Raw genomic sequence first — 24,163 nt, 5'->3', positions numbered from 1 at the left:
ATGCCAAACAACGGGCCGGCGGGCGATCTGCGCCTGGCAAACGTAACCAAGCGGTTCGGGATCTTCACCGCGGTGGACGATCTCAGCCTCACCATCCCGCAAGGGTCGTTCTTCGCGCTGCTGGGCGCCTCCGGCTGCGGCAAGACCACCACCCTGCGCATGGTCGCCGGCCTGGAGCAGCCCACGTCGGGACAGCTGCTCCTCGGCGGGGAGGACATCAGCCGGCTGCGGCCGTACAAGCGGCCGGTCAACACCGTGTTCCAGAGCTACGCGCTCTTCCCGCACCTCGACATCTTCGAGAACGTCGCGTTCGGCCTGCGCCGGCGCGGCGTACGGGACATCGCGGCGCAGGTCGCGCGGATGCTGTCGCTGGTGCAGCTGGAGGGGTACGGCAAGCGCCGGCCCAACCAGCTCTCCGGCGGCCAGCAGCAGCGGGTGGCGCTCGCCCGGGCACTGATCAACCACCCGCAGGTGCTGCTCCTCGACGAGCCGCTCGGCGCCCTCGACCTCAAGCTGCGCCGGCAGATGCAGATCGAGCTCAAGCGGATCCAGACCGAGGTCGGCATCACCTTCGTGCACGTCACCCACGACCAGGAGGAGGCCATGACCATGGCCGACACCGTCGCGGTGATGAACGCGGGCAAGATCGAGCAGCTCGGCGCGCCCGCCGACATCTACGAATTCCCGGCGACCGCCTTCGTGGCGAACTTCCTCGGCCAGTCGAACCTGCTGGCCGGCTCGGCCGTCGGCAACAACGGCGCCGACGTGCTCGTCGACGCGTACGGGTCGCGGTTCTCGGTGCCCGCCGCCCGCGCGCGGCTCAACCACGGCGAGGTCTACCTCGGCGTACGCCCGGAGAAGCTGGCCCTCGCGGCGGACCGCGACCGGGTGCCCGCGGGCCATCAGGCGGTCGACGGCGTGGTCACCGACTCCTCGTACGTCGGGGTCAGCACGCAGTACCTGGTCCGCACCGCCTGGGGCACCGAGCTCGCGGTCTTCGCGCCGAACAGCGGCGCCGACGGGCAGGTGCCGACCGGAACGTCCGTCGTCGCGCACTGGAACCCGGCCCACGCCTTCCTGCTCCACCGCGAGGCGGGGGCCGGCGACCGTACCGCGCCGGTGCCCAACGAGCCGGACGCGCTGGCAGCCACGTCATGAGCACCCTTTCCCATCTCGGCGCCCCGGTCGGGTCGCCGCAGGACACGGTCAAGGCGCCGGTCGCCGGGCGCCCGCCCCGCCGGCTCCTGCCCTACCTGCTGCTGTTGCCCGGCGCGCTGTGGCTGACGCTCTTCTTCGCGGTGCCGGCCTTCCAACTCGCCGCGACCAGCCTCTACGACCCGGCCGGCTCGCTCGACCTGGGTTACGCGATGACCTGGTCGTTCAGCAACTACCCGGACGCCCTGGCCGCGTACTGGCCGCAGTTCCTGCGGTCCTTCGTCTACGCCGGCATCGCGACGATCCTCGCCGTGCTGCTCGGCTACCCGCTGGCCTACGCCATCGCGCAGAAGGCCGGCCGGTGGAAGAACCTCATGCTGGTCTGCGTCATCGCGCCGATGTTCACCAGCTTCCTGGTCCGCACGCTCGCCTGGAAGACGATCCTGTCGGACACCGGCTGGCTGGTGGGCATGCTGCGGGATCTGCATCTACTCGCTCCCGACGGCCGGCTGCTCGCCACCCCGATCGCGGTGGTGCTCGGCCTTACCTACAACTTCCTGCCCTTCATGGTGCTGCCGCTCTACGCCAGCCTCGAGCGGCTCGACATGCGGCTGCTGGAGGCGGCGAGCGACCTCTACGCCAGCCCGGTCCGCGCCTTCCGCAAGGTGACCCTGCCGTTGTCGATGCCGGGCCTGGTCGCGGGAACGCTGCTCTTGTTCATCCCGGCGTCCGGCGACTACATCAACGCCGAACTGCTCGGCACCCCGAACGAATACATGATCGGCAACGTCATCGACTCGGCGTTCCTGGTGCGGCTCGACTATCCGCAGGCAGCGTCGCTCTCCTTCCTGTTCATGGCCGTGGTCCTGGCGATCGTGTTCGTGTACGTGCGCCGGGCCGGCACCGAGGAGGTGCTCTGAATGGCGCGCGTCGGGCGCTGGGTCGCCGAGCGCTGGGTGTTCGCCCTCGCGCTGCTCGTGCTCGGCTACCTCTTCCTGCCGATCGCGGTGGTCGCCGCGCTCTCCTTCAACCGGCCGTCGAACCGGCTCTCGTACGACTTCCACGAGTTCACCCTCGACAACTGGCTCAACCCCTGCGGGCCCGGGGCGATGTGCTCGTCGGTCTGGCTCAGCGTCCAGATCGGACTGATCTCCACGCTCATCGCCACCCTGCTCGGCACGCTGATGGCCTTCGCCATGGTGCGACACCGCTTCCGCGGCCGGGCCGCCACCAACCTGCTGATCTTCCTGCCGATGGCCACCCCCGAGGTCGTCATGGGCTCCTCGCTGCTCGCGCTCTTCGTCGGCGCGGGGATCCCGCTCGGCTTCTGGACCGTCGTGATCGCCCACGTCATGTTCTGCGTCTCCTTCGTGGTGGTCACCGTGAAGGCCCGCCTCGCCGGCCTGGACAGCCGTCTGGAAGAGGCGGCGATGGACCTGTACGCCAGTGAGTGGCAGACCTTCCGCCGGATCACCCTTCCGTTGGTCTTCCCGGGCATCCTCGCGGCGGCGCTGCTCTCCTTCTCCCTCTCCTTCGACGACTTCATCATCACCAACTTCAACGCTGGCAGCTCGAACGTCACCTTCCCGATGTACGTGTGGGGCGCCGCGCAGCGCGGAATCCCGCCCCAGGTGAACGTGATCGGCACCGCCATGTTCGTGATCTCGCTGCTGCTCGTGCTGGCCAGCTCGGTCCGACGGCGGCGCGGCGTCGCCGCCTGACCGCCGTACCCGGATTCCGTACCCGGAAAGGTTTTCCATGCGCATCCTTCTGGTCGGCGCCGGCGGCGTCGGCTCCGCCGCCGTCGCCATCGCGGCCCGACGATCCTTCTTCGAGACGATGGTGGTGGCCGACTACGATCTCGGCCGGGCGTCGCGGGCCGTGGCTCCGTTCGACGACCGGTTCGTGGCCGCCAAGGTCGACGCCTCCTCCGCCGAGGCGGTGACCGCGCTCTGCCGGGAACACCGCATCACCCACGTTTTCAACGCCGTCGACCCGCGCTTCGTCATGCCGATCTTCTCCGGGGCGCTCGCCGCCGGGGCCGACTATCTCGACATGGCGATGTCGCTCTCCCGCCCCCACCCCGACGCGCCGCATTCCGAGTGCGGGGTCAAGCTCGGCGACGAGCAGTTCGCGGGCGCCGAGTCGTGGGCCGACGCCGGCCGGTTGGCGCTGGTCGGCATCGGCGTCGAGCCCGGCCTCTCCGACATCTTCGCCCGCTACGCCGCCGACGAGCTCTTCTCCTCCATCGACGAGGTCGGCGTCCGCGACGGGGCCAACCTGGTGGTCGACGGCTACGACTTCGCGCCGTCGTTCTCCATCTGGACCACCATCGAGGAGTGCCTCAACCCGCCGGTGATCTGGGAAGCCGATCGCGGCTGGTTCACCACGCCGCCGTTCAGCGAGCCGGAGGTCTTCGACTTTCCGGAGGGGATCGGCCCGGTCGAGTGTGTCAACGTGGAGCACGAGGAGGTGCTGCTGATTCCGCGCTGGGTGCCGGCACGTCGCGTGACGTTCAAGTACGGCCTCGGCAACGAGTTCATCGAGGTGCTCAAGACGCTGCACAAGCTCGGGCTGGACTCGACGAAGCCGGTGCAGGTCGGGGGAGCGTCGGTGTCGCCGCGCGACGTGGTGGCCGCCTGCCTGCCCGATCCGGCGACGCTCGGCGACAAGATGCGGGGCAAGACCTGCGCCGGCACCTGGGTGACCGGGACCGGCAGGGACGGCGCGCCGCGCGAGGTCTACCTCTATCACGTGGTCGACAACGAGTGGTCGATGCGGGAGTACGGCCACCAGGCGGTGGTCTGGCAGACGGCGATCAACCCGGTGGTGGCGCTGGAGCTGCTCGCCTCCGGCGCGTGGTCGGGGACCGGAGTGCTCGGCCCGGAGGCGCTGCCGCCGAAGCCCTTCCTCGACCTGCTCACCGCGTACGGCTCCCCGTGGGGCCTCCGCGACCAGTAGCCCCCCGCCGTCCCTCCCCGCGCCGCCTCGCGACGCCTCTACTCGTCGATCAAGGGCATATTCTCGTGGTTTGATCTCCAATCATGTGAATACGTCCTTGATCGACGCGAAAGCCCTTGATCGACGGAAGCAACTCGGAGGCGCCGTGCGCTACGGACCGATGTACGGGCCCGACGTGACGTTCCTCGGCGTCGAACGCTGCACCGTGGCGCAGCCCGAGACGTACGCCGACGCGGACGTCGTCATCGTCGGGGCGCCCTTCGACGGTGGCACGTCACACCGTCCCGGCACCCGCTTCGGGCCGGCCGCCATGCGTCAGGCCTGCTACCTGCCGCACGATGGATCCCGACCCTCCCTCGCGCTGCGGGTCGACGCGCTCCAGGATCTGACCGTCTACGATGCCGGCGACGTCGAGATGTTCGCCGGCGACATCGAACGCTCGCTCGGCGCGCTGGAGTCAGCGGTGCACGCCGTCGCGAGCGCCGGCGCGATCCCGATCATCCTCGGCGGCGACCACACCATCGCCCTCCCCGACGCGACCGGGGTGGCCCGGCACCTGGGCTTCGGGCGGGTGTCCCTGGTGCACTTCGACGCGCATGCCGACACCGGCGACGTCGAGTTCGGTTCGCTCTACGGCCACGGGCAGCCGATGCGCCGGCTCATCGACTCGGGCGCCGTGCGGGGCGACCGGTTCCTGCAGATCGGGTTGCGCGGCTACTGGCCGGGCCCCGACACGTTGACATGGATGGCCGCACAGCGGATGCGGTCGTACGAGATGACCGAGATCGTGGCGCGCGGCCTGGACCATTGCCTCACGGATGCGTTCGCGATCGCCGTGGACGAGTGCGACGGGGTCTTCCTCTCCGTCGACGTCGACGTGGTCGATCCCGGCATGGCGCCCGGCACCGGCACCCCGGAGCCGGGCGGGCTGACCGCCCGGCAACTGCTCGACGCCGTACGGCGCTGCTGTTACGAGCTGCCCGTGGTGGGAGTGGACATCGTGGAGGTGTCTCCGCCGTACGACCACGCCGAGATCACCGCCTACCTGGGTAACCGGGTCGTGCTCGAGGCCCTCAGCGCGATCGCCCGACGCCGCCGCGACGCGGCCGACGGCACCCGCTGGGACCCGACCCAACCCCTGCTCGACGCCCGCTGACCCCGCTCGGCCCTCCGTTCGCGTCGATCTTGCAGTTGTGGCCTTCCTTTCGTGATGGATAGACCGCCTTTGCGAGGGCCGGATGTGCAAGATCGCGCAGAGGTAGCACGTTCGAGCATGATCAGGTCGTTCTCCACAGTCGGGTTCGCTGTCCACAGGACGGGCTGGTGTGGGTGGAGTCGCATCAGGGCCGCGCGGATGCTTCGGCGACATGGAGCTGCTACGAGGACGGCACGCGCCTAGTAGGCGGGTCCTGCGCGGGCGGGTGGAGCGGTCTGAGCTCCGCCGCGTGACGCGCGGGGTCTACGCCGAAGGTCCGCCCGTGGTGGGGGTGCCCGCCGACGACGAGCACCTGCGCGCATTGTTTCTGCGACTACCGGCGGAGGCGATGCTCGGTCGGGAGAGCGCCGCGCAGCGCCTGGGGTTCGGGGTACTGCGTGCGCATGCGATTCACGTCGTGGTGCCGCCCGGCGTCGCGCGTCCTCGTATCCCGGGAATCGTCGTGCACCATGAAGTTCTGCCTATTGTCGAACCCGTGCTCGTGGGCGGCATACCGTGTGTGCCGGCGGCCCGCTGCGCGGTAGATCTGGCGCGCACCGTGCGTCGGTTGGACGCGCTTCCGGTGCTGGACGCGGTTCTTCGCGCCGGAATGTGCGATATCGACGATCTTCTCGCGGAGGTCGTGCGACATCAGGGGTTGCGCGGTGTACGGCAGGCACGCGAGCTGGTGCCCCTGGCGGATGGCCGGGCCGAGTGTCGCCAGGAGAGCCAACTGCGGTTGGTGCTCATCGACGGCAAGCTGCCGCCGCCCGAGCCCCAGGTCTGGGTCGCCGACCGGTACGGGGTCCGGCTGTATCGGATCGACCTGGGATATCGGGAACGCCGCATCGGTGTGGAGTACGACGGCGGCACGCACCTCGACCGCGACCGGCTGCGGCATGACCGAGAGCGCTCCAACTGGCTTGCGGCCAACGGCTGGATCATGCGCCACTTCACCGACCGTGACCTCTACCGCCGCCCCGGATACATCGTCGACACGATGCGAGCAGTGTTGCGTCCCTAGTCCGCGATCTTGCAGTTGTGGTCCGAATATTTGCCCCGAACTGGGACATAAAGAGGACCATAACTGCAGGATCGACGCAAAGGGGCGGGTGGGTGGGCGGGGACTCAGGGTAGGGCGGCACGCTCCTCGTCGGTGAAGACGCGGGAGCGGATCAGGAAACGCACCCCCTCTGGCGCTTCCAGCGAGAATCCGCTGCCCCGTCCGGGCACCACGTCCACGGTCAGGTGAGTGTGGCGCCAGAGCGCGAACTGTGACGCGGACATCCAGAACGTCACCGGCTCGGCGACCCCCTCGATGGAGAGCGACGCGAGCAGCACGTCGGACGAGCCGGTGCGGAACTCGCCCGCCGGGTAGCACATCGGCGCGCTGCCGTCGCAGCATCCGCCCGACTGGTGAAACATCAGCGGGCCGTGGGTGCCCCGCAGCGACCGGATCAGCTCGGCCGCCGCGGGGGTGAGATCGACTCGGGAGACCATCGTCGGGCCTAGAAGAAGCCGAGCTTCTTGGGGGAGTAGCTGACCAGGAGGTTCTTGGTCTGTTGGTAGTGCTCCAGCATCATCTTGTGGTTCTCCCGGCCGATGCCGGACTGCTTGTAGCCGCCGAACGCCGCGTGCGCCGGGTAGGCGTGGTAACAGTTGGTCCAGACCCGACCGGCCTGGATGTTGCGGCCCGCGCGGTAGGCGGTGTTCATGTCGCGGGTCCAGACGCCGGCGCCGAGGCCGTAGAGGGTGTCGTTGGCGATCTTGATGGCGTCGGTGAAGTCGGTGAAGGCGGCGACCGACACGACCGGGCCGAAGATCTCCTCCTGGAAGACCCGCATCGAGTTGTCGCCCTCGAAGATCGTGGGCTGCACGTAGTAGCCACCCGACAAATCCCCACCGAGGTCGGCCCGCTCACCGCCGGTCCGCACCTTCGCCCCCTCCTGCCGGCCGATGTCGAGGTAGGACAGGATCTTTTCGAGCTGGTCGTTGGAGGCCTGCGCGCCGATCATCGTGTCGGTGTCGAGCGGGTGTCCCTGTTTGATCGCCTCGACCCGTGCGGTCGCGGCGGCCATGAAGTAGTCGTAGTGGCCCTGCTGCACCAGCGCCCGCGACGGGCAGGTGCAGACCTCGCCCTGGTTGAGGGCGAACATGGCGAAGCCCTCGAGCGCCTTGTCGAAGAAGTCGTCCCGGTGCGAGCTGACGTCTTCGAAGAAGATGTTGGGGCTCTTGCCGCCCAGTTCCAGCGTGACGGGTTTGATGTTCTCGCTGGCGTACTGCATGATCAGCCGCCCGGTGGTGGTCTCGCCGGTGAACGCCACCTTCGCCACCCGCGGACTCCTCGCCAGCGGCTTGCCGGCCTCGACGCCGAAACCGTTCACGATGTTGACGACGCCGGCCGGGAGCAGGTCGGCGATGAGGCTCATCCACAGGTGGATGGAGGCCGGAGTCTGTTCGGCCGGCTTGAGCACGACCGCGTTGCCGGCGGCCAGCGCGGGGGCCAGCTTCCAGGTCGCCATGAGCAGCGGGAAGTTCCACGGGATGATCTGCCCGACCACGCCGAGCGGCTCATGGAAGTGGTAGGCGACGGTGTCGTCGTCGATCTCGCCGAGGCTCCCCTCCTGGGCGCGGATGGCGCCGGCGAAGTAGCGGAAATGGTCGATGGCGAGCGGGATGTCCGCGGCCAGCGTCTCCCGGACCGGCTTGCCGTTCTCCCAGGTCTCGGCGACGGCGAGGAGTTCGAGGTTCGCCTCCATCCGATCCGCGATCTTGTTGAGGATGTTGGCCCGCTCGGCTACGGAGGTGCGTCCCCAGGCGTCGGCGGCGCCGTGCGCGGCGTCGAGCGCCAGATCGACGTCCTCCGCGGTGCCGCGGGCGATCTCGGTGAACGGCTGTCCGGTGACCGGCGTGGGGTTCTCGAAGTACTGGCCACGGACCGGCTTGACGTACTCGCCGCCGATCCAGTGGTCGTAGCGGGACTCGTATGAGGTGGGCGCGTCGTACAGGGTCATGGCTGTGCCTCCCGACGTCGTGCGGTGATGCGCGGAGGCTAGTAACCGCGACGTTGCATCCACGTTGCGTCGTGCGGCATCGCGTACTCCGTGGCGAGCTGGCGGGCCCGGTGCAGCGCGAGGGGGCGGCGCGGCGAGCCCGGGGGCAACACGCGGGCCAGTGCCTCCCACACCTCCAGGTCGTCGGCGCCCCACGGCGCGCGGATCCAACCGTCGAGCAACGCGGGGTCGCCTTGCGCCAGCACCGCGGCCCGGAGCTGGCCGTCGACCAGGCGACGGAGCCGGGCCACTCCCGGCGCGTCCGACCCGGGCAGGAGCGGACCCGGGTACGCCTCCAGTGCCGCCGCCACCCGTCCCTGCTCCAGGAGTCGCGTGACGGCGTGGAAGTCGGCGTCGAGCGGAACGCGCAGCCGGTAGGGGCGGGAGTCGAGCAGCGTCGGGTCGAGGATGCGGCGCAGTCGGGAGAGCTCGGCCCGCAGCGTGACGGGATGCAGCAGGTCGTCGCCGTAGAGGTCGAGGCCGAGCTGTTCGCCGCTGCGCCCCTCCGGATGGCAGAGCAGCAGGACGAGCAGCTCGCTGTGGCGGCGGCCGAGCCGGATCCGCTGACCGTTGACGGTCAGCACGGCCTCGTCGCGGCCGAGGGCCGAGACGATGGCCGGCGCCGGGGTGGCGGCCGCCACGCTGGCGAGATAGGACTCGGCGGCGCGGGCGGTCGCCTGGACCAGCGCGAGACTGTGCGGGTTGGCGAGATGGTCCCCGCCGGTCACGTCGATCGCGCCGAGCAGCCGCCCGGTCGTCGGGTCGTGGATCGGGGCGGCGGCGCAGGTCCAGGGCTGGACCTGGCGGCTGAAGTGTTCGGTGGCGAAGATCTGCACGGAGTGGTCGACGGCGAGCGCGGTCCCCGGCGCGTTCGTCCCGGCGTGCCCTTCGTCCCACCGGGCGCCGGCCACGAAGTTCATCCGCTCGGCCTTGCGCAGCACGTTGGCGTGCCCCTCGACCCAGAGCAGCCGGCCGTGCGCGTCGCAGACCGCCATCAGGTGTTCGCCGTCCTCCGCGATGCCGCCGAGCAGTTCGCGGAAGACGGGGAGCGCCCGGACGAGCGGATGCCCGGCCCGGTACGCCTCCAGCGCGTCGTCGCTGAGGTCGATCGGCGCGGTCGTGTCCGGGTTGACGAGCGCGCCGGCCGAGCGGCGCCAGGAGTCGGCGACCACGTCCCGGACCTGTGCGGGCACGCGTCCCGCCGCGACGAACGCCTCATGGGCGCGGCCGACCTGGCCGATCCGCTCGGCCGGGTCGGCGCCGATACGCAGGGCGAGCCACGGATTGGACACCAGTCCTGATTACTCCATTTTGCGCGATCTTGCAGTTGTGGTGCCTCGCATAGACCGTGAATAGCGATGATTCTGGCACCACAGCTGCAAGATCAACGGGCTAGGCGGCGGGCCCGGTCACCGCGGCCAGCGGCAGCCCGTCGACGGCGGCGAACCGCCGCTTCTGCAGATCTTCCGACAGCGACATGCTCAGACCTCGATCGCGTGCATCACGTGCTTGATCCGCGTGTAGTCCTCGAGGCTGTACATCGACAGATCCTTGCCGTGCCCCGAGTGCTTGAAGCCACCGTGCGGCATCTCCGACACGAACGGGATGTGCGTGTTGACCCAGACGCAGCCGAAGTCGAGGCGCCGGGTCATCCGCATCGCCCGACCGTGGTCCTTCGTCCAGACCGACGCGGAGAGGCCGTACTCGACGCCGTTCGCCCAGCGCACCGCCGCGTCCTCGTCGTCGAAGCGCTGCACCGTGATGACCGGTCCGAACACCTCGTCCTGGATGATCTCGTCCTGCTGCCGGACCCCGGACACGACGGTGGGGGCGTAGAAGTAGCCGCGGTCGCCGACCCGCCCGCCACCGGCCTGGATGGCGGCGTGGTCCGGGAGCCGGTCGACGAACCCGGCGACCCGGGCGAGCTGGTTGGCGTTGTTGAGCGGTCCGTAGAGCACGTCCGCGTCGTCCGGCGTGCCGGTCCTGGTGTTTCGCGCCTGCTCCGCGAGCGCCGCGACGAAGTCGTCGTAGACGCCCGGACCGGCGAGCACCCGGGTCGCCGCGGTGCAGTCCTGGCCGGCGTTGAAGTAGCCGCCCACCGCGATCGCCTCGGCGGCCGCGGCGATGTCCGCGTCGTCGAAGACCAGCACGGGCGCCTTGCCGCCGAGTTCCAGGTGGGTCCGCTTGAGATCCGTCGCGGCGGCCGAGGCCACCTCCATGCCCGCGCGGGTCGAGCCGGTGATCGACACGAGTTGCGGGGTCGGGTGGGAGACCAGGTTACGGCCGGTGTCCCGGTCGCCGCAGACGACGTTGAGCACGCCCGGCGGGAGAAACTCGGCGGCGATCTCCGCGAGCAGCAGCGTCGACACCGGGGTGGTGTCCGAGGGCTTGAGCACGACGGCGTTGCCCGCGGCGAGCGCCGGGGCAATCTTCCAGACCGCCATCATCAACGGGTAGTTCCAGGGGGTGACCTGGGCGCAGACGCCGATCGGCTCGCGGCGCACGTAGGAGGTGTGCCCGGCCATGTACTCGCCGGCCGACTTGCCTTCCAGCAGCCGGGCCGCGCCCGCGAAGAACCGGAAGTGGTCGACGGCGGGCGGCAACTCCTCGTCGGCGGTGAGCTGACGCGGCTTGCCGGTGTTGCGTACCTCCGCGTCGACCAGGTCCGCGGCGCGCGTCTCGACCGCGTCGGCGAGCTTGAGCAGCGCCCTCTGCCGTTCGGCCGGCGTCGCGTCCCGCCACCCCTCGAAGGCCGTCGCCGCCGCCGTCATCGCGGCGTCGATGTCCGCGGCACCCGAGATCGGGGCCTGCGCGAACACCTCGCCGGTGCATGGGTCGATCAGGTCGCTGTATGCCCCGTCCACCGGGTCGACGTACGCCCCGTTGACGAAATTGCGCAGCACGTGCTTGTCACTCATGTCGGATCTCCCGCAGGGTGGCCTAGGTCGAGGCTTGCAGAGGTAATCGCAACCTTCCCGCCATCTTCTCGACTGAATTCGCGGCAGACAAGGGCATTAAGCAACTGTTTCCGTGAGGGAGTGCCTCGTCTAGGCTGCCAGACGTGGACCCTGTCTCGTTCTACGTAGCCGGCCAACCCGCCGCCAGCGACGACACGGTGACGATCCGGCACCCGTACGACGGGCGGGTGGTGGGGCGCACCAGTAATGCCACCCCCGACCAGGTCGAGACGGCGGTCGCCGCCGCCGTCGCGGTCGGCGCCGAGGCCGCCGCGCTCCCCGCCCACGTCCGCGCGGCGGCGCTCGACCACGTCTCGCGCCGCCTCGCCGAGCGGACCGACGAGATCGCCCGGCTGATCACCGGCGAGAACGGCAAACCGCTGAAATGGGCGCGCGCCGAGGTCGCCCGCGCCGTCTCCACCTTCCGCTGGGCCGCCGAGGAGGCGCGGCGCTTCTCCGGCGAGCTGCAGCGGCTCGACACCGACCCCGCCGCGACCGGCCGCCTCGCCCTCGTACGCCGGGTGCCCCGTGGCCCGGTGCTCGGCATCGCACCGTTCAACTTCCCGCTCAACCTGGTCGCACACAAGGTCGCCCCGGCGCTGGCGGTCGGCGCGCCGATCGTGCTCAAGCCCGCGCCCGCGACCCCGCTCTCGGCGCTGCTGCTCGGCGAACTGATCGCCGAGACCGGCCTGCCGAAGGGCGTCTTCTCCGTGCTGCCGCTCCCCAACGACCGGACCGCCGAGTTGGTCCGCGACCCCCGTCTACCGGTCGTGTCGTTCACCGGTTCCGGTCCGGTCGGCGCGCAGATCCGCCGGGCGGTGCCCGACAAGCACGTCACACTCGAACTCGGCGGCAACGCCGCCGCGGTCATCTGCGAGGACTGGAACGGCGACGAGGACCTGACGTGGGCGGCGCAGCGGATCGCCACCTTCTCCAACTACCAGGCCGGACAGAGCTGCATCGCGGTGCAGCGGGTCTACGTGCACGAGTGGCTCTACGACGCGTTCCTGCCCCGGCTGGCCGGAGCGGTCGAGGCGTTGCGCCAGGGCGACCCGGCGGACGACACCACGGACGTCGGGCCGCTGATCAACGAAGACGCCGCCCGCCGGGTCGAGGAGTGGGTCGACGACGCCGTGACCGCCGGGGCGAGCCTCGTCGTGAGCGGCCGCCGCGAGGGCGCCTGCTATCCGCCCACCGTGCTGACCGGGGTGCCGGCCGGGGCGAAGGTGCTGACCGAGGAGGTGTTCGGGCCGGTGCTGGTCGTCGAACAGGCCGCCAGCGACGCCGCCGCGTTCGACGCGGTCAACGACTCGGCGTACGGGCTGCAGGCCGGGGTCTTCACGCACAGGCTGGACACCGCGTTCACCGCGCACCGCGCGCTGCAGGTCGGCGGCGTGATCGTGGGCGACGTTCCGTCGTACCGGGCCGACCAGATGCCGTACGGCGGAGTGAAGGGGAGCGGCGTCGGTCGCGAGGGCGTACGCAGCGCGATGGACGACTACACCGAGCCCCGCGTCATGGTCCTGACCGGCCTGAACCTGTGACTACCAGGTCCCGTCGTTCCTGACTCTCGGCACCGTACGGCCGAGGAGCAGGTTGGTCAGCGCTTCGTCGATGTCGGCCCCGAGGAACCACTCTCCGGCCTGGTCGAGGGCGAAGACCCGGCCGTGCTCGTCGACGGCGAGCACGCTGTCGTCTTCCTCCGTGCCGATGGGGAAGAGCCGGGCGCCGAGCACGGTGCCGAAATCGGCGAGGGTGTCGGCGGTGTGCGCGACGGCGGTCGGCGTGATGGCGAGGGGCCGGATGCACACCGCCCCGCCCACTCCGCGCCGGTCGCTGACGAAATCGGGGTAGGCGGCGAGGGCCCGCTCCGCCGCGGGGAAGGCCTCGTGGCGGTGGGTGGCGCCGGCGACCGCGACCACCCGTGCGATCGCGTCGCCGGGCGTGAGGTCGCCGGGCGCCGGCGGCGACTGCTGAGGTGTGGTGGGTTCCGGCGACCGCAGTACGCCGAAGTGGACCAGCGCGTAGCTGCAGGATTCGCAGGGGTGCGCGGACGTGCCGGCCATCGGGTCGCCCGGCTCGCGGACGCGGAACAGCTCGAACTGCGCCCGGTTCAGCAGGTCGGGTGGAACGGTCAGCGCCGGTGGCGCTTCGCCGACCGCCCTCAACTCGGCGTCGTGCGCGTAGAGCGCGTCCGAGATGACGATCAACTCGGCGTGCCGATCGCCGCCCCGCACCAGGTGCCCCGGCGGCAACCTCTCGAGATAGTCGCGGACCAGCGGGTGGTAGACGAGGTTCTCCTCGCCCTTCGCGCCTGCCGCGCGATGCACCCGGCCCGACACGGTCAGCTGCGCCGTGACGCCGGGAGTGGGCAGCCGTCGGAGGACGGGGCTCGGCGTGAGGGGCGGATTCACCGTGGCGACGACGGCCGACCGTCGGGGCCCGGTGCGAAGCGGCAGCGGCGAGCCCTTCACGCCCTTCCGGAAGTTCTCCACCACGATCGGTGGCGGCGTCCCGTTGGTGACATAGATGTCACCCGTGGACTTGTCGATGATGGTCGTGCTGCCGTCGCCGGGAACACCCCGTTCCTGCGGCAACGGAGTCGCGTACACGGTGTAGCCGACGTCGAACTCCCCGAGCACCGGCGTGCACTCATATCCGCGGTGCAGCGACTCCCGGCGCGCCCACACCGCGGCGATCTGCTCGATCTCGTCGCGACTGAGCATCACCAGGTGCCGTCGTCTTTCACCCTGGGTACGGCGCGGCCGAGCAGGAGATTGGTGAGGGCTTCGTCGATGGTTACGCCGAGGAACCACTCGCCGGCCTGATCGAGCGCGAAGACCCGGCCGTGTTCGTCGACCGCGAGGAGGCTGTCGTCCTCCTCCGTGCCGATGGGAAAGAGCCGTGCGCCGAGCACCGCGGCGAAGTCGGCCAGCGTGTCGGCGCTGTGCGCGGCGGCGCTCGGCCTGATCAGGAACGGCCGGACCCGCACCTGCTCACCGGGGCCCTGGCGGCTGCAAACCAGGCGGGGGAAGGCGTGGATGGTCTGCTCGGCCGCGGGGAACGGCTCGTGCCGGTGGGCGAGCCCGACCACGGACGTGACCTCGCCGACGATTCTGGTGACCGAGATCTGGTTGCTCAGGTCCGGCAGCCGCCAGCCTCCGGCGGTGAGTGCGTGGGCGACCGCGGGTGGGAAGCGGTGCGCGTCGGGCGGGGTCTGCGGCTCTGGCTCGTACTCCTCGGCCCAGGCGAGTTCCGGCCAGTCGAGCGCGCCGAAGTGGACCAGCGCGATGATGCACGATTCGCAGGCGTGCTTGGCGGGTCCGCCGATCGGGTCGCCGGGCTCCCGTACCCGGAAGACCTCCAGCTGGGCCCCGGCGAGCAGCTCGCGCGCGGTTTCCAGGGTCAGCGGCGGTGCCCCGGCCGCGGCGCGCTGCTGGTCGTACTGGTGGAGCACGTCCGACAGGACGATCAGCTCGGCGTGCCGGTCTCCGCCGCGCACGAGGTGCCCGGGGGGCAGTCGGTCGAGGTACCCGCGGACCAGGGGATGGTGGCGCAGCTCCTGATCGCCCTTCGCGCCGTGGGCGCGGTGCACCTGACCCCGCAGGGTCAGATGCGCGGCGATGCTGGGGGTCGACAGCCGGGTGGTGTTGCGGCGGAGGTCGACGGCGGGGTCGGCGGTGCGGACGGGTGCGGGTCGCCGCGCCCGGTGTTCGCGGTACATCTCGTGGATGACCGGTGCGGGGACCGACGGCCAGTAGGTGAGCTCCCCGGTCTCCCGGTCGATGACGGTGCGTGGCCCGTCACCGGGGGCGGCGAGCACGTTCGGCGGCGGAGCGGACCACACGACGTAACCGAGATCGAACTCGTCGAGTTGGGGCGTGTACTCGTGCCCGCGGCGCAGCGACTCCCGATACGCCCAGACGGCCGCGATGCGCTCGGCCTCGTCGCGCATGATCATGAAGCGGTGCCTCCCCTGCCGCCGGTGCTGGCCCGGACGCGGTCCCGAAACTACCGGACGGCCGTGTGGTGCGTCGGCCGGTATCGTCTGGCCGTACCGACGGGTCAATGGTTGCCGGCCGCCGCAAGGCGCTGGCCGCACAAGACGGGGGAGACGCCGGTGGCGCAGGCCGCTGACCGCGATGCCAACCGCGCTCTGCGCGCGCGCTTCGACGAGGTCTATGGGCAGTACGAGCGGCTCCGCTCCGGACTGGATGATCTGCAGCAGCGGTTGGCGAAGCTGCGGGTGAGCGCCAGGTCCGAGGACGGCCACGTGACGGCGACCGTCGGACCCCGCGGCCAACTGGTCGCGTTGGAGCTGGACCCGCGGATCTATCGTGACCACAACGTGGACGCACTCGCCGCCAAGATCACATCGACCATCCAGCAGGCGACGGACCGGGCCACGGCGGCGGTGCAGGAGTTGGTCGGTGGTTATCTGCCGGCCGGCTCGGGCGCCGCCGACTACCTGAAGGACGGCAACTTCGGTTCGCTGCTGCGGCGCACCGACGCGGCCATGCGCGAGGAGGCGGAACGCGATGACTGACGACCTGCTCTGGCTCGATCCGGCCCGCGCGCACCGGGGCGGCGCCGACCTGGCCCACGCCGGCAGGGCCATCACCAACCAGCGGGACGGACTCGGCGCCCAGATCGCGGCCGCGAGCGCCGACCGCCCCTGGGGCAAGGACGACATCGGCGCCGCCTTCGAGAAGACCTACCGCGAGTTCGAAACGATGATCCTGAAGTCGTGGCGGAGCGTCGGCGGCTACGTCGAAGGGCTCGGCGCCAACGTGGTGCAGTCGGTCAACGCCAGTGTGGAGACGGACGCGGCCGCGGCCACCCGGGTCGGAAAGACCGCGGTCTGACTCCGCTGTCCAGTCCTTTCCGGACCCGTCGCCACCGAGGGGGAGGCGTTACCGCGTGACGATCCTGCCGAGTCCGATCCCGCACCCGCTCGACTATTCCCCGTGGGAACTGCCGGGCTGGGTCTACGAGGGCCTCGAATGGGTCATCGGGGTCGAGTGGCCAGAGGGCAACGAGAAAGAGGTCTGGGACCTCGCGGACCAGTGGTTCTCCGTGGCGTCCGCACTGGCCGGTCCGCGCGATGACGCCTTCACCGCCGCGGGCGAGGTGCTCAGCGGGTACGGCAACACCGGCGCGGTCGGCCACGCGTTCGACGCGGCGTGGCGGAAGGTCGCCGACGGGGACGAGGCGGCGCTGATCCTGCTGCTGACCGTCAGCCACGACCTCGGCCAGCTCGTTCAGGAATGCGGCTGCGACATCGAGGGTGCCAAAATCGAGGTGTGGATCCAGATCGGGATCCTCGTCGTCGAGCTGCTCGCCCTGGCCGTCGCGGTGGTCCTCACCGCGGGCGCGGCGTCCCCCGCCGCCGCCGCGGCGATGACCGCCACCCGCACCATCGTCCAGCAGATCTTCCGACGGCTGATCGGCCAACTCGCGAAGAAGACGCTGCGCAAGGGCATCAAGGAAGCGACGGAGAAGGCGGCGAAGGAGGTCACCGAGCGGGGCCTGAAGTCCTTCGCGAAGAAGGCCGGCCTCGAAGGGCTCAAGGAAGCCGGCGAGGAGGTCGGCACCGACCTCGGCACCCAGATCTACCAGAACACGACCGGCCGCCGCGACGGCATCGACCTCGCGTCGGTGGGCATGTCCGCCGCCGGGGGATTCGCCGGCGGTGCCGGGGCCTCCCTCGCCGGACTCGGCGGGCACGCCACCAGCCGGGCCGGTCGCATCGGCGAGAACTTCGCCCGGGAGATGGGCGGCGAGGTGCTCGGCGAGTCCGCGGCCAGCCTCGCCACCGGAGGTCGCCTGCCCGGCCTCGAGGAGCTCGGGCGCGCGGCCACGTCCGGCGCGAGCAGTTCGGGAGTGAGCCAGTCGACGGACGCGCTCAACGCCCGACTCCAGGGGCAGCTGTCCGGTCTGGCCGACACCCCGTCCCTGCCGACGAACCTGTCCGGCCCGGTGGATCTGTCCGGCCCGCCACCGAGCATCGACTCCACGCCGGTCTCGTCCGGGCCATCGGTCTCCTCGGGCCCGCCGGTCTCGGCGTCGTCCTCCTCGTCCTCCTCGGCCGGGCCAGCGCACTCCGGGTCGTCCTATTCGGGCTCGTCGAGCCCGTCGTACGGTCCCGACCCGGTGTCGAGCGGCGCGCCGAGCACCTCCACGTACGCCGGGCCGACCCACTCCGGCGGCTCGGACGTCAGCCTCGCCGGCACGGTGACCGCGGATCCGGTGTCCGCGTCCACGTCCGTCACGGCGGGCGCGGCGGGCGGTGGCGCCTCCGTCACGGCGCAGAGCGGCGGCGGCACGGTCCAGGCCGGGGTGAGCTCGGGCAGCGGCCCGGCTGTCGCCGTGAGTTCTCCCGCGCCCGTGACGGCCCCCGTCAGCGCGGCTCCGGTATCGGCCAGCGCTCCACCGGTGACCGTGGCTCCGCCGCCGACAACGGGCTCCGTCGGCACGTCGCTCGCGTCCTCGACCGCCGCGCCGTCCGTCTCGCCGATGACCTCCGTCTCCGCGTCAACCGGCGTTTCGTCAACGGGCGTCCCGCCGTCCACGGCACCCTCGCCGTCGACCGGCGCCGCACCCTCGCCGTCGACCGGCGCCGCACCGTCGCCGTCGACCGGCTCACCCACCACCTCGACGTCACCGTCCACGGCCGGCGCCCCGTCGACCGCATCCCCGCCCTCGATCGCGTCGCCCTCGACCAACTCGGCCCCGTCGACGTCACCCACGCACGCCGGGTCCCCGTCGACCTCCACATCGGCGTCGACCTCGGCCACGACGGCCACATCGCCGACCACGAACGGCCGAGCGCCGGCCGTCGACACCCAGCCATCCACCGGCGGCACCGCACCATCCCCCCGCAGCGGCCAGAGCCCTCCGCGCCACCCGGTGGACACCTCCGGCAACACGCCGTCCGCCAACAACACCAGCGGCCCGGTGCCCATCGTGATGCCCCCGACCAACGGCCCCGCGCACCGACAGGACGTGCGCGACGAGGGGCCCGAACGACGCGGCTACCGCGGCTACGCGCAACACGCACGCGTCACGCACGAACAGAACCGACGCGACAAAGAAGCGGGGCGCCTGCGCACGGAGGCCGACGACGCTCGCCGGCAGGCGAGCGACTACGCGGCCACCGGGATCGAGCTGACCCGCGCGGGTGACCGGGCGAGGGCCCAGCAGTACCACGACGCCGCGGTTGCCTGGGAGAAGTTCGCGAATGCGCGGGCCGACGAGGCCGAGGCGGTCCTCGCGGGGACCAAGGTCCCGGAGCGGATCCTCATCGACAGCGATGCCGACTTCCAGCGCATCAACGATGACGTCGGAACCCTCGCCGAGGGCGGCGTCGAGACCGGCAACGTCTCCGCGCTGACCGGCACGGACCACCCGCCGTCCGTGGACGCCACCCGACCGTACGGGCAACGCGGTGGGCTGCGTCCGCCGCTGGCGCTGCACCAGGCCGATCTCGAACGGGCGATGCCGCGCGACGCCGACGGCAACGTCGTACGCACGGCGGATCCGCGCCAGGGGCAGTGGTTCGGGCTGGCGAACGACGGCGGCCCGACCATGGACCCGACGCGGGGCATCAACTGCCTGGACTGCTCGCTGTCGTTCTACGAGACCTGGCTCCATGGCCGACCCCGCGTCTCGGCGCCGCGCACCTTCGACGGCTACGAGGTGGGCGACGTCAGTCGACCGCTCGACGGCGAACACGACGGCCCGGGGCGCGTCGAGGACCTCACCGGAGGACGGTTCCAGCAGTTCTCGCCCGACGTGCGGCATCTCGACCCGGCGACGGCGCAACAGGCGGTCTACCAGGGGTATACCGCTCTGCACAACCAGTTGCTCGCGGGCGGGCACGGCTCGTACGCGTTCATCGTGAACAACTGGGAAGGCGGAGGGTCGCACGCCTGGGTCGCGATCAACCAGAACGGCACCATCCTCTACGTCGACCCGCAGCAGGGCCGCATCTCCGAGAACAATCCGTTCTACGCCCACTGGGGAGCGCCCAACAAGCAGAACATCGTGTCCATCGACGCGCTCGTCCTCGACGGCAACGGCGATCCGATGCCGCTCGATGGACGGCCGCAGGGCATGTACAGCGCCCGCCCGCCGATCCCGCCACCCACACCGACCCCGGCTCCGATGCCGCCAGGCCCCGTCGCCGCGGACGCGCCGCCGACCACGACGCCGTCGGTGCCGGTGAGCGCGGCCACCCCGGCGCCCGCGCCGACGCTGGCCAACAACGCGACCTACATCAACCGGCTGCACCTGCTCGACGGGCCCAGCGTCGCTGGGGCAACCACAGCTCCTGCTGGTTCGGTGCCGGAGAACTCACCGCGCGCAGAGTCAGAATCCGGGCTGACGGGTGGTGGCCGGTCGTCCGGCCCATCGCTCGCCGGGATGTCGTCGTCTCCCGGCGCTCCGCCGACTCAGCCGCAGCCGTCCGGCCCGCCACCCCACACCCCGCAGGACGAGGCTGGTCAGGCTGAAGCAGCGCGGCGGGTCCTTGTTGACCTGCCGCGATCGCAGCTTGCCTCGTATCGGCCGCTGCCGACGCTCGGCGGTGCCGACCTGCCGGTGCAGCGCGGAGAAGATGGTCTGATCGAGACGGTCCAGGTCGCGGGCAAGTGGGTTGACGTACCTGATTTCGTTGCCGCACTGCTGGGCCAGCGGGTGACCCTGTGGCGTGAACTGGCGGCGGATCCAGCGGTGTCGGACATTTCGAAGGGAAAAATCCAGCCCTGCGTGTCGGTTGCCGTCGACCGCCGTACCGGGATCGTTTCCGAGGGGCATAACAACCTTGTGGTCATGAAAGGACAGTTGCACCCGGTCGTGCGGGAACGAATTGATGCTTACCTGGCGTGGTGTGCGGAGCACAATGAGGGCAAGGGTCTCCATCCAAGTGATCCGGGTCGGCATTCTGAAATCTATGCGGTGAATGAGTTACTCTGGGAGCGGCAGGCGGCGGGGTTGCCGATCGACCCGTCCGTCTTGAGCGAATTGCGCATCGACAATTATTTTCCGTGGTTCAACCGCGGGACTGGTAAGCCGGCGCCCTGCTGTGCGAACTGTACGGGCATCATCCGTGACGTTCCGTGCAATGCTGGGAAGTTTCTTGATCACCCGCCCGACGAAGGTCAGTTCCTGAATGAGTGAAACACGTATCAACATTGACGATCTCGACTGGGACGATTCGCAACGCGCCATCGTGGACGAGAGGCTGGTCACGGGCGAGGTTGCCGAATACGATGCCAACGGCGAGCTCATCGCGGTAATTGGCTACCGTGACGGGCTGAAGCATGGGTCGGAGTTGCACTACTTCCCGGGCGGGAAATTGCAGTACCGGGGGGAGTGGGCGAATGGGCGCGCTGTTGGGGTGCACCACGCGTGGTACTTGTCGGGCCAGATGGCGGAGGAGCACCACTATTCTGACGAAGGCTGGCCGGTAGAGGTGCTGAAATGGTCTGAGGACGGCACTCTGATCCGGCACTTGGCCGACAACCTGTGACGGTAGCGATCCGAACACGCACATAGGATGCAGCAAGCAGGGGGGACCCGGCCGCGCATCCGTGCGGCGACCCGCCACGATAGCGGCGTGAACACCGATCGGGACTGGCCGAGCACGGTCGAGGCGGCGTTGGCCGTACAGGATCGGCTCCGGCCGCTGGTCGACCTGACCGGGCCGGGCCCCACCGCGCCGGACACGGTCGCCGGCCTCGACGTGGCGTACGCCGAAGACGACAACCGTCTCGCGGCGGCCGTGGTGGTGTTGGACGCCCGGACGCTCGCGGTTGTCGATTCGGCCGTCGCGACGGGCCGGCCCGCTTTCGACTACGTGCCCGGCCTTTTCGCGTTCCGTGAGCTGCCGGCCCTGCTTGCCGCGCTCGACAAGCTCACTGTCGCCCCGGATCTGCTGGTCTGCGACGGCCATGGGCGCGCCCATCCGCGCCGCTTCGGGCTCGCCTGCCACCTGGGCGTGCTGACCGGGCTGCCGTCGATGGGGGTGGGAAAGACGCCGTTGGTCGGCACCTGGGAACCGCCCGCCGAGCATCGTGGGGGGTGGTCGCCGCTGCGCGACGGGACGGAGACGATCGGCCGGGTGCTGCGTACGCGGGACGGGGTGAAGCCGGTCTTCGTGTCGGTGGGGCATCGGATGGACCTGGATAACGCGTGTGCGCGGGTGCTGGCGTTGTCTCCGCGTTACCGGCTGCCGGAGAGCACGCGGCAGGCCGATCAGTTGTGTCGGGCGGCGCTGGCGGGCTCCTGACGTCATGATCGCGGAGAGTTCCGGTCGCCATGGCCACCAGAACTCTCCGCGATCATCGACGGCGTGACCGGCGCCGCACCTGGGCGGGGTGCGCATCGGCGGGGGGTAGCCTGTCCGCCGTGCGTGATGGGACGGGAGGCCAGGTGCAGGTGTCGGTGCGGCGTGGGGCTGCCCGCCTCGCGGCGGTGTTCACCGTGCTGGTTGCCTTCCTGGCGCTCGGCGCGGCGCCGGCCCGGGCGGCCGACGACCGCGTGCAGCTCCGGCTGCCGAGCAGCTTCACCGCCGGGGGAGCCGCCGGCTCGGTGACCGTGGTGGTGACCCGGCGTTCGGACGGCTGCGTGGACGTTCGCACCGGGCTCTTGGTCCGCCTGCCCGGGCTGACCGCGGATCGGCTGAGGGTGGAGGTCGCGCAGGACGGCGACTGGCAACAGGTGGCGCTGACCGGCCGTGGCGACGGCCTGGTGGTGACCGGGCGCACCGCGCCCGAGAAGGACCGGCTCTGCGAGCGCAAGAGCATCGCGATGCGGTATCGGATCGCGTTTCTCGATGGCGCGCCGGGCGGGACCGCGTCCATGGGGGCAGCGGCGTACGCGGCCAGCGGCGCGTTGATCGGTCAGGTCGGCGACAACCGCCGCGTGCGGGGGCCGTCGCCGTCGCCGAGCGCGTCGCCGTCGCCCACCCCCACGCCGTCGGCGACAGCGACGGCCGAGCCGACCGAGGCGGCCGCTGCGCCGCAGCAGACCCCGACGCAGGCTTCGGTGCCCGTCGCCGCGCAGCGGAACGACGGCGGCTTCGGGCTGGGTACGGCCGTGATGCTCGTCGGCGTCGCCATGGTCGGCATCGGGATCGGCCTGCTCGTGCTGCTCCTGCGACGTGGACGCGGCGACCGCGATGACCCCGGCTCCGGCGGCTATCCGTACGTCGTGACACCGCCGCCGTCGCCGTTCGGTGGGGGTGGCGAGAGCCCGACGCTGATCCTGCCGGGGTCCGTCGCCGGGTCACGGCCTGTTGCGCCCGGGCCGCCGCCGGTGCCGCCGTACGACCAGGCGCAGACGATGATCCTGCCGAAGCTGCCCGACTGAGCGGTCGCCGGGGCGCACCGCGCCGGCTCCGATACGCTCAGGCCGTTGGCTAGCGAACGGTTGAGGAGCGAGACATTGTCTGACCTGTCCCGGATCGTCAAGGCGTACGACGTCCGCGGCACCGTCCCGGACCAGCTGAACGAGACGGTGGCGCGCGCCCTTGGTGCGGCGTTCGTCCGGACGTTGAAGGAGTACGGCGACAAGGCCGACCGGATCGTGGTCGCGCACGACATGCGCGAGTCGTCGCCGGGGCTCGCGCAGGCGTTCGCCGAGGGCGCCACGGCGTCCGGTGCGACCGTCCTGCACGCCGGGCTCGCGTCGACCGACATGCTCTACTACGCGGCCGGCGCGCTGGACCTGCCCGGTGCGATGTTCACGGCGAGCCACAACCCGGCGGAGTACAACGGCATCAAGATGTGCCGGGCCGGGGCCGCTCCGGTCGGGCAGGACACGGGTCTGACGCAGATCCGCGACTACGCGCAGGAACTGCTCGACTCGGGTGAGGCGGAGAAGGAGCGCGCCGAGAAGCCGATCGAGCGGCGCGATCTGCTCGCCGACTACGCGGCCCACCTGCGCACGCTGGTGGATCTGTCCGACATCCGACCGCTGAAGGTGGTCGTCGACGCCGGCAACGGCATGGGCGGCTACACGGTTCCGGCGGTGCTCGGTGACGCGGTCCTGCCGCCGTTGCCGCTGGAGATCATCCCGATGTACTTCGAGCTGGACGGCTCGTTCCCGAACCACGAGGCCAACCCGCTCAACCCGGCCAACGTGGTGGATCTGCAGAACGCGGTCCGCGAGCAGGGGGCGGACCTCGGCCTGGCGTTCGACGGCGACGCCGACCGCTGTTTCGTGATCGACGAGCGCGGGGAGCCGGTCTCGCCGTCCGCCGTCACCGCGCTGGTCGCGGCCCGGGAGCTCGCGAAGTACCCGGGCGCGACCATCATCCACAACCTGATCACGTCGAGCGCCGTGCCGGAGATCGTCCGTGAGAACGGTGGAGAGCCGGTGCGCAGCCGGGTCGGGCACTCGTTCATCAAGGGCGAGATGGCGCGTACCAACGCCGTCTTCGGCGGCGAGCACTCCGCGCACTACTACTTCCGTGACTTCTGGTTCGCCGACACCGGCATGCTTGCCGCGATGCACGTGTTGGCGGCGCTGGGGGAGCAGAGCCGTCCGCTGTCGCAGCTCGCGCACGAGTTCGAGCGTTACGTCTCCTCCGGTGAGATCAACTCGACGGTCGATGACCAGACGGCGAAGTTGGTCGAGGTGAAACAGGCGTACGTGAATGCCGACACGGACGAGTTGGACGGTCTGACCGTACGATTCGATGACGGCGCATGGGTCAACCTGCGTGCCTCCAACACCGAGCCGCTGCTGCGACTGAACGTCGAGGCGCCGACCGAGGAACGCATGATCGCGCTGCGTGACGAGGTGCTCGCCCTGGTCCGCAGCTAAGATCTCCTGCC

General features: G+C 70.6%; 20 protein-coding genes. 14 read left to right on the top strand and 6 right to left on the bottom strand.

All coding sequences use genetic code 11. From position 1 onward, the window contains the following. The 6 genes from AB0J06_RS16570 (at window position 1) to AB0J06_RS16545 (ending at window position 6,335) form a co-directional block, all read left to right on the top strand. Entirely contained in the window at window positions 1–1,158 is a 1,158-nt protein-coding gene (locus tag AB0J06_RS16570) for an ABC transporter ATP-binding protein (RefSeq protein ID WP_357429247.1), read from the top strand. Next, window positions 1,155–2,075: an ABC transporter permease gene (locus AB0J06_RS16565; RefSeq protein WP_357429245.1), complete on the top strand. Its 921-nt coding sequence runs from the start codon at window positions 1,155–1,157 to the stop codon at window positions 2,073–2,075. Before AB0J06_RS16570 ends, AB0J06_RS16565 begins: the two co-directional genes overlap by 4 nt. Further along, the gene (locus AB0J06_RS16560; RefSeq protein WP_357429243.1) at window positions 2,076–2,876 is read left to right on the top strand and encodes an ABC transporter permease; all 801 of its coding nucleotides are present in this window, start codon (window positions 2,076–2,078) and stop codon (window positions 2,874–2,876) included. Between the two features lie 37 nt (window positions 2,877–2,913). Beyond that, window positions 2,914–4,116: a saccharopine dehydrogenase C-terminal domain-containing protein gene (locus AB0J06_RS16555; protein WP_357429241.1), complete on the top strand. Its 1,203-nt coding sequence runs from the start codon at window positions 2,914–2,916 to the stop codon at window positions 4,114–4,116. A 160-nt stretch (window positions 4,117–4,276) separates the two neighbouring features. Then, entirely contained in the window at window positions 4,277–5,272 is a 996-nt protein-coding gene (gene speB, locus AB0J06_RS16550) for an agmatinase (RefSeq protein WP_357429272.1), read from the top strand. 331 nt (window positions 5,273–5,603) lie between these two features. Further along, window positions 5,604–6,335, top strand: a complete 732-nt coding sequence (locus AB0J06_RS16545) for a DUF559 domain-containing protein (protein WP_357429239.1) — start codon at window positions 5,604–5,606, stop codon at window positions 6,333–6,335. 104 nt (window positions 6,336–6,439) lie between these two features. On the opposite strand, the gene AB0J06_RS16540 is transcribed toward AB0J06_RS16545, so the two are convergent. The 4 genes from AB0J06_RS16540 to AB0J06_RS16525 all read right to left on the bottom strand — a co-directional run bounded on the left by AB0J06_RS16540 (window position 6,440) and on the right by AB0J06_RS16525 (window position 11,282). Next, window positions 6,440–6,811 (bottom strand): DUF779 domain-containing protein, encoded by a 372-nt coding sequence (locus AB0J06_RS16540; RefSeq protein WP_357429237.1) that lies wholly within the window; start codon window positions 6,809–6,811, stop codon window positions 6,440–6,442. Between the two features lie 8 nt (window positions 6,812–6,819). Next, on the bottom strand, window positions 6,820–8,325 hold the full coding sequence (gene adh, locus AB0J06_RS16535; RefSeq protein ID WP_357429235.1) for an aldehyde dehydrogenase: 1,506 nt from the start codon (window positions 8,323–8,325) through the stop codon (window positions 6,820–6,822). 38 nt (window positions 8,326–8,363) lie between these two features. After that, a complete protein-coding gene (locus AB0J06_RS16530) occupies window positions 8,364–9,656 on the bottom strand; it encodes a GAF domain-containing protein (protein WP_357429233.1) in 1,293 nt (430 codons plus the stop codon). 189 nt (window positions 9,657–9,845) lie between these two features. Next, on the bottom strand, window positions 9,846–11,282 hold the full coding sequence (locus AB0J06_RS16525; RefSeq protein WP_357429231.1) for a gamma-aminobutyraldehyde dehydrogenase: 1,437 nt from the start codon (window positions 11,280–11,282) through the stop codon (window positions 9,846–9,848). 143 nt (window positions 11,283–11,425) lie between these two features. On the opposite strand from AB0J06_RS16525, the gene AB0J06_RS16520 reads away from it, so the two are divergent. Continuing rightward, complete coding sequence (locus AB0J06_RS16520) at window positions 11,426–12,865, top strand: aldehyde dehydrogenase family protein (protein WP_357429229.1); 1,440 nt, start codon at window positions 11,426–11,428, stop codon at window positions 12,863–12,865. Here AB0J06_RS16520 and AB0J06_RS16515 read toward each other — a convergent pair whose 3' ends face one another. Both AB0J06_RS16515 and AB0J06_RS16510 read right to left on the bottom strand, forming a co-directional pair. After that, window positions 12,866–14,047 (bottom strand): SUKH-3 domain-containing protein, encoded by a 1,182-nt coding sequence (locus AB0J06_RS16515; RefSeq protein ID WP_357429270.1) that lies wholly within the window; start codon window positions 14,045–14,047, stop codon window positions 12,866–12,868. Continuing rightward, a complete protein-coding gene (locus AB0J06_RS16510) occupies window positions 14,047–15,282 on the bottom strand; it encodes an SUKH-3 domain-containing protein (protein WP_357429227.1) in 1,236 nt (411 codons plus the stop codon). Before AB0J06_RS16510 ends, AB0J06_RS16515 begins: the two co-directional genes overlap by 1 nt. A gap of 159 nt (window positions 15,283–15,441) precedes the next feature. Between AB0J06_RS16510 and AB0J06_RS16505 the strand changes: the two genes are divergently transcribed. The 7 genes from AB0J06_RS16505 (at window position 15,442) to AB0J06_RS16475 (ending at window position 24,152) form a co-directional block, all read left to right on the top strand. Further along, window positions 15,442–15,867 carry a YbaB/EbfC family nucleoid-associated protein gene (locus AB0J06_RS16505; RefSeq protein ID WP_357429225.1) on the top strand — a complete coding sequence of 142 codons (426 nt, stop codon included), beginning with the start codon at window positions 15,442–15,444 and terminating at the stop codon, window positions 15,865–15,867. Continuing rightward, window positions 15,860–16,186, top strand: a complete 327-nt coding sequence (locus AB0J06_RS16500) for a hypothetical protein (RefSeq protein ID WP_357429223.1) — start codon at window positions 15,860–15,862, stop codon at window positions 16,184–16,186. Before AB0J06_RS16505 ends, AB0J06_RS16500 begins: the two co-directional genes overlap by 8 nt. Before the next feature lie 55 nt (window positions 16,187–16,241). After that, window positions 16,242–20,501 carry a toxin glutamine deamidase domain-containing protein gene (locus AB0J06_RS16495; RefSeq protein WP_357429221.1) on the top strand — a complete coding sequence of 1,420 codons (4,260 nt, stop codon included), beginning with the start codon at window positions 16,242–16,244 and terminating at the stop codon, window positions 20,499–20,501. Next, a complete protein-coding gene (locus AB0J06_RS16490; protein WP_357429219.1) occupies window positions 20,494–20,853 on the top strand; it encodes a hypothetical protein in 360 nt (119 codons plus the stop codon). Before AB0J06_RS16495 ends, AB0J06_RS16490 begins: the two co-directional genes overlap by 8 nt. Before the next feature lie 87 nt (window positions 20,854–20,940). Next, complete coding sequence (locus tag AB0J06_RS16485) at window positions 20,941–21,612, top strand: endonuclease V (protein ID WP_357429217.1); 672 nt, start codon at window positions 20,941–20,943, stop codon at window positions 21,610–21,612. A gap of 119 nt (window positions 21,613–21,731) precedes the next feature. Beyond that, entirely contained in the window at window positions 21,732–22,694 is a 963-nt protein-coding gene (locus AB0J06_RS16480) for a hypothetical protein (RefSeq protein ID WP_357429215.1), read from the top strand. Between the two features lie 75 nt (window positions 22,695–22,769). Continuing rightward, window positions 22,770–24,152 (top strand): phosphomannomutase/phosphoglucomutase, encoded by a 1,383-nt coding sequence (locus AB0J06_RS16475; protein WP_357429213.1) that lies wholly within the window; start codon window positions 22,770–22,772, stop codon window positions 24,150–24,152. The last annotated feature ends 11 nt before the right edge of the window (window positions 24,153–24,163 follow it).

Origin of the sequence: Micromonospora sp. NPDC049679 (genome assembly GCF_040659735.1) — a bacterium.
In the GTDB taxonomy this organism is placed as follows: Bacteria; Actinomycetota; Actinomycetes; order Mycobacteriales; family Micromonosporaceae; genus Micromonospora_I.
The sequence above is the reverse complement of the archived record's forward strand: the minus strand, read 5'-3'. Positions and strand labels throughout refer to the sequence as shown.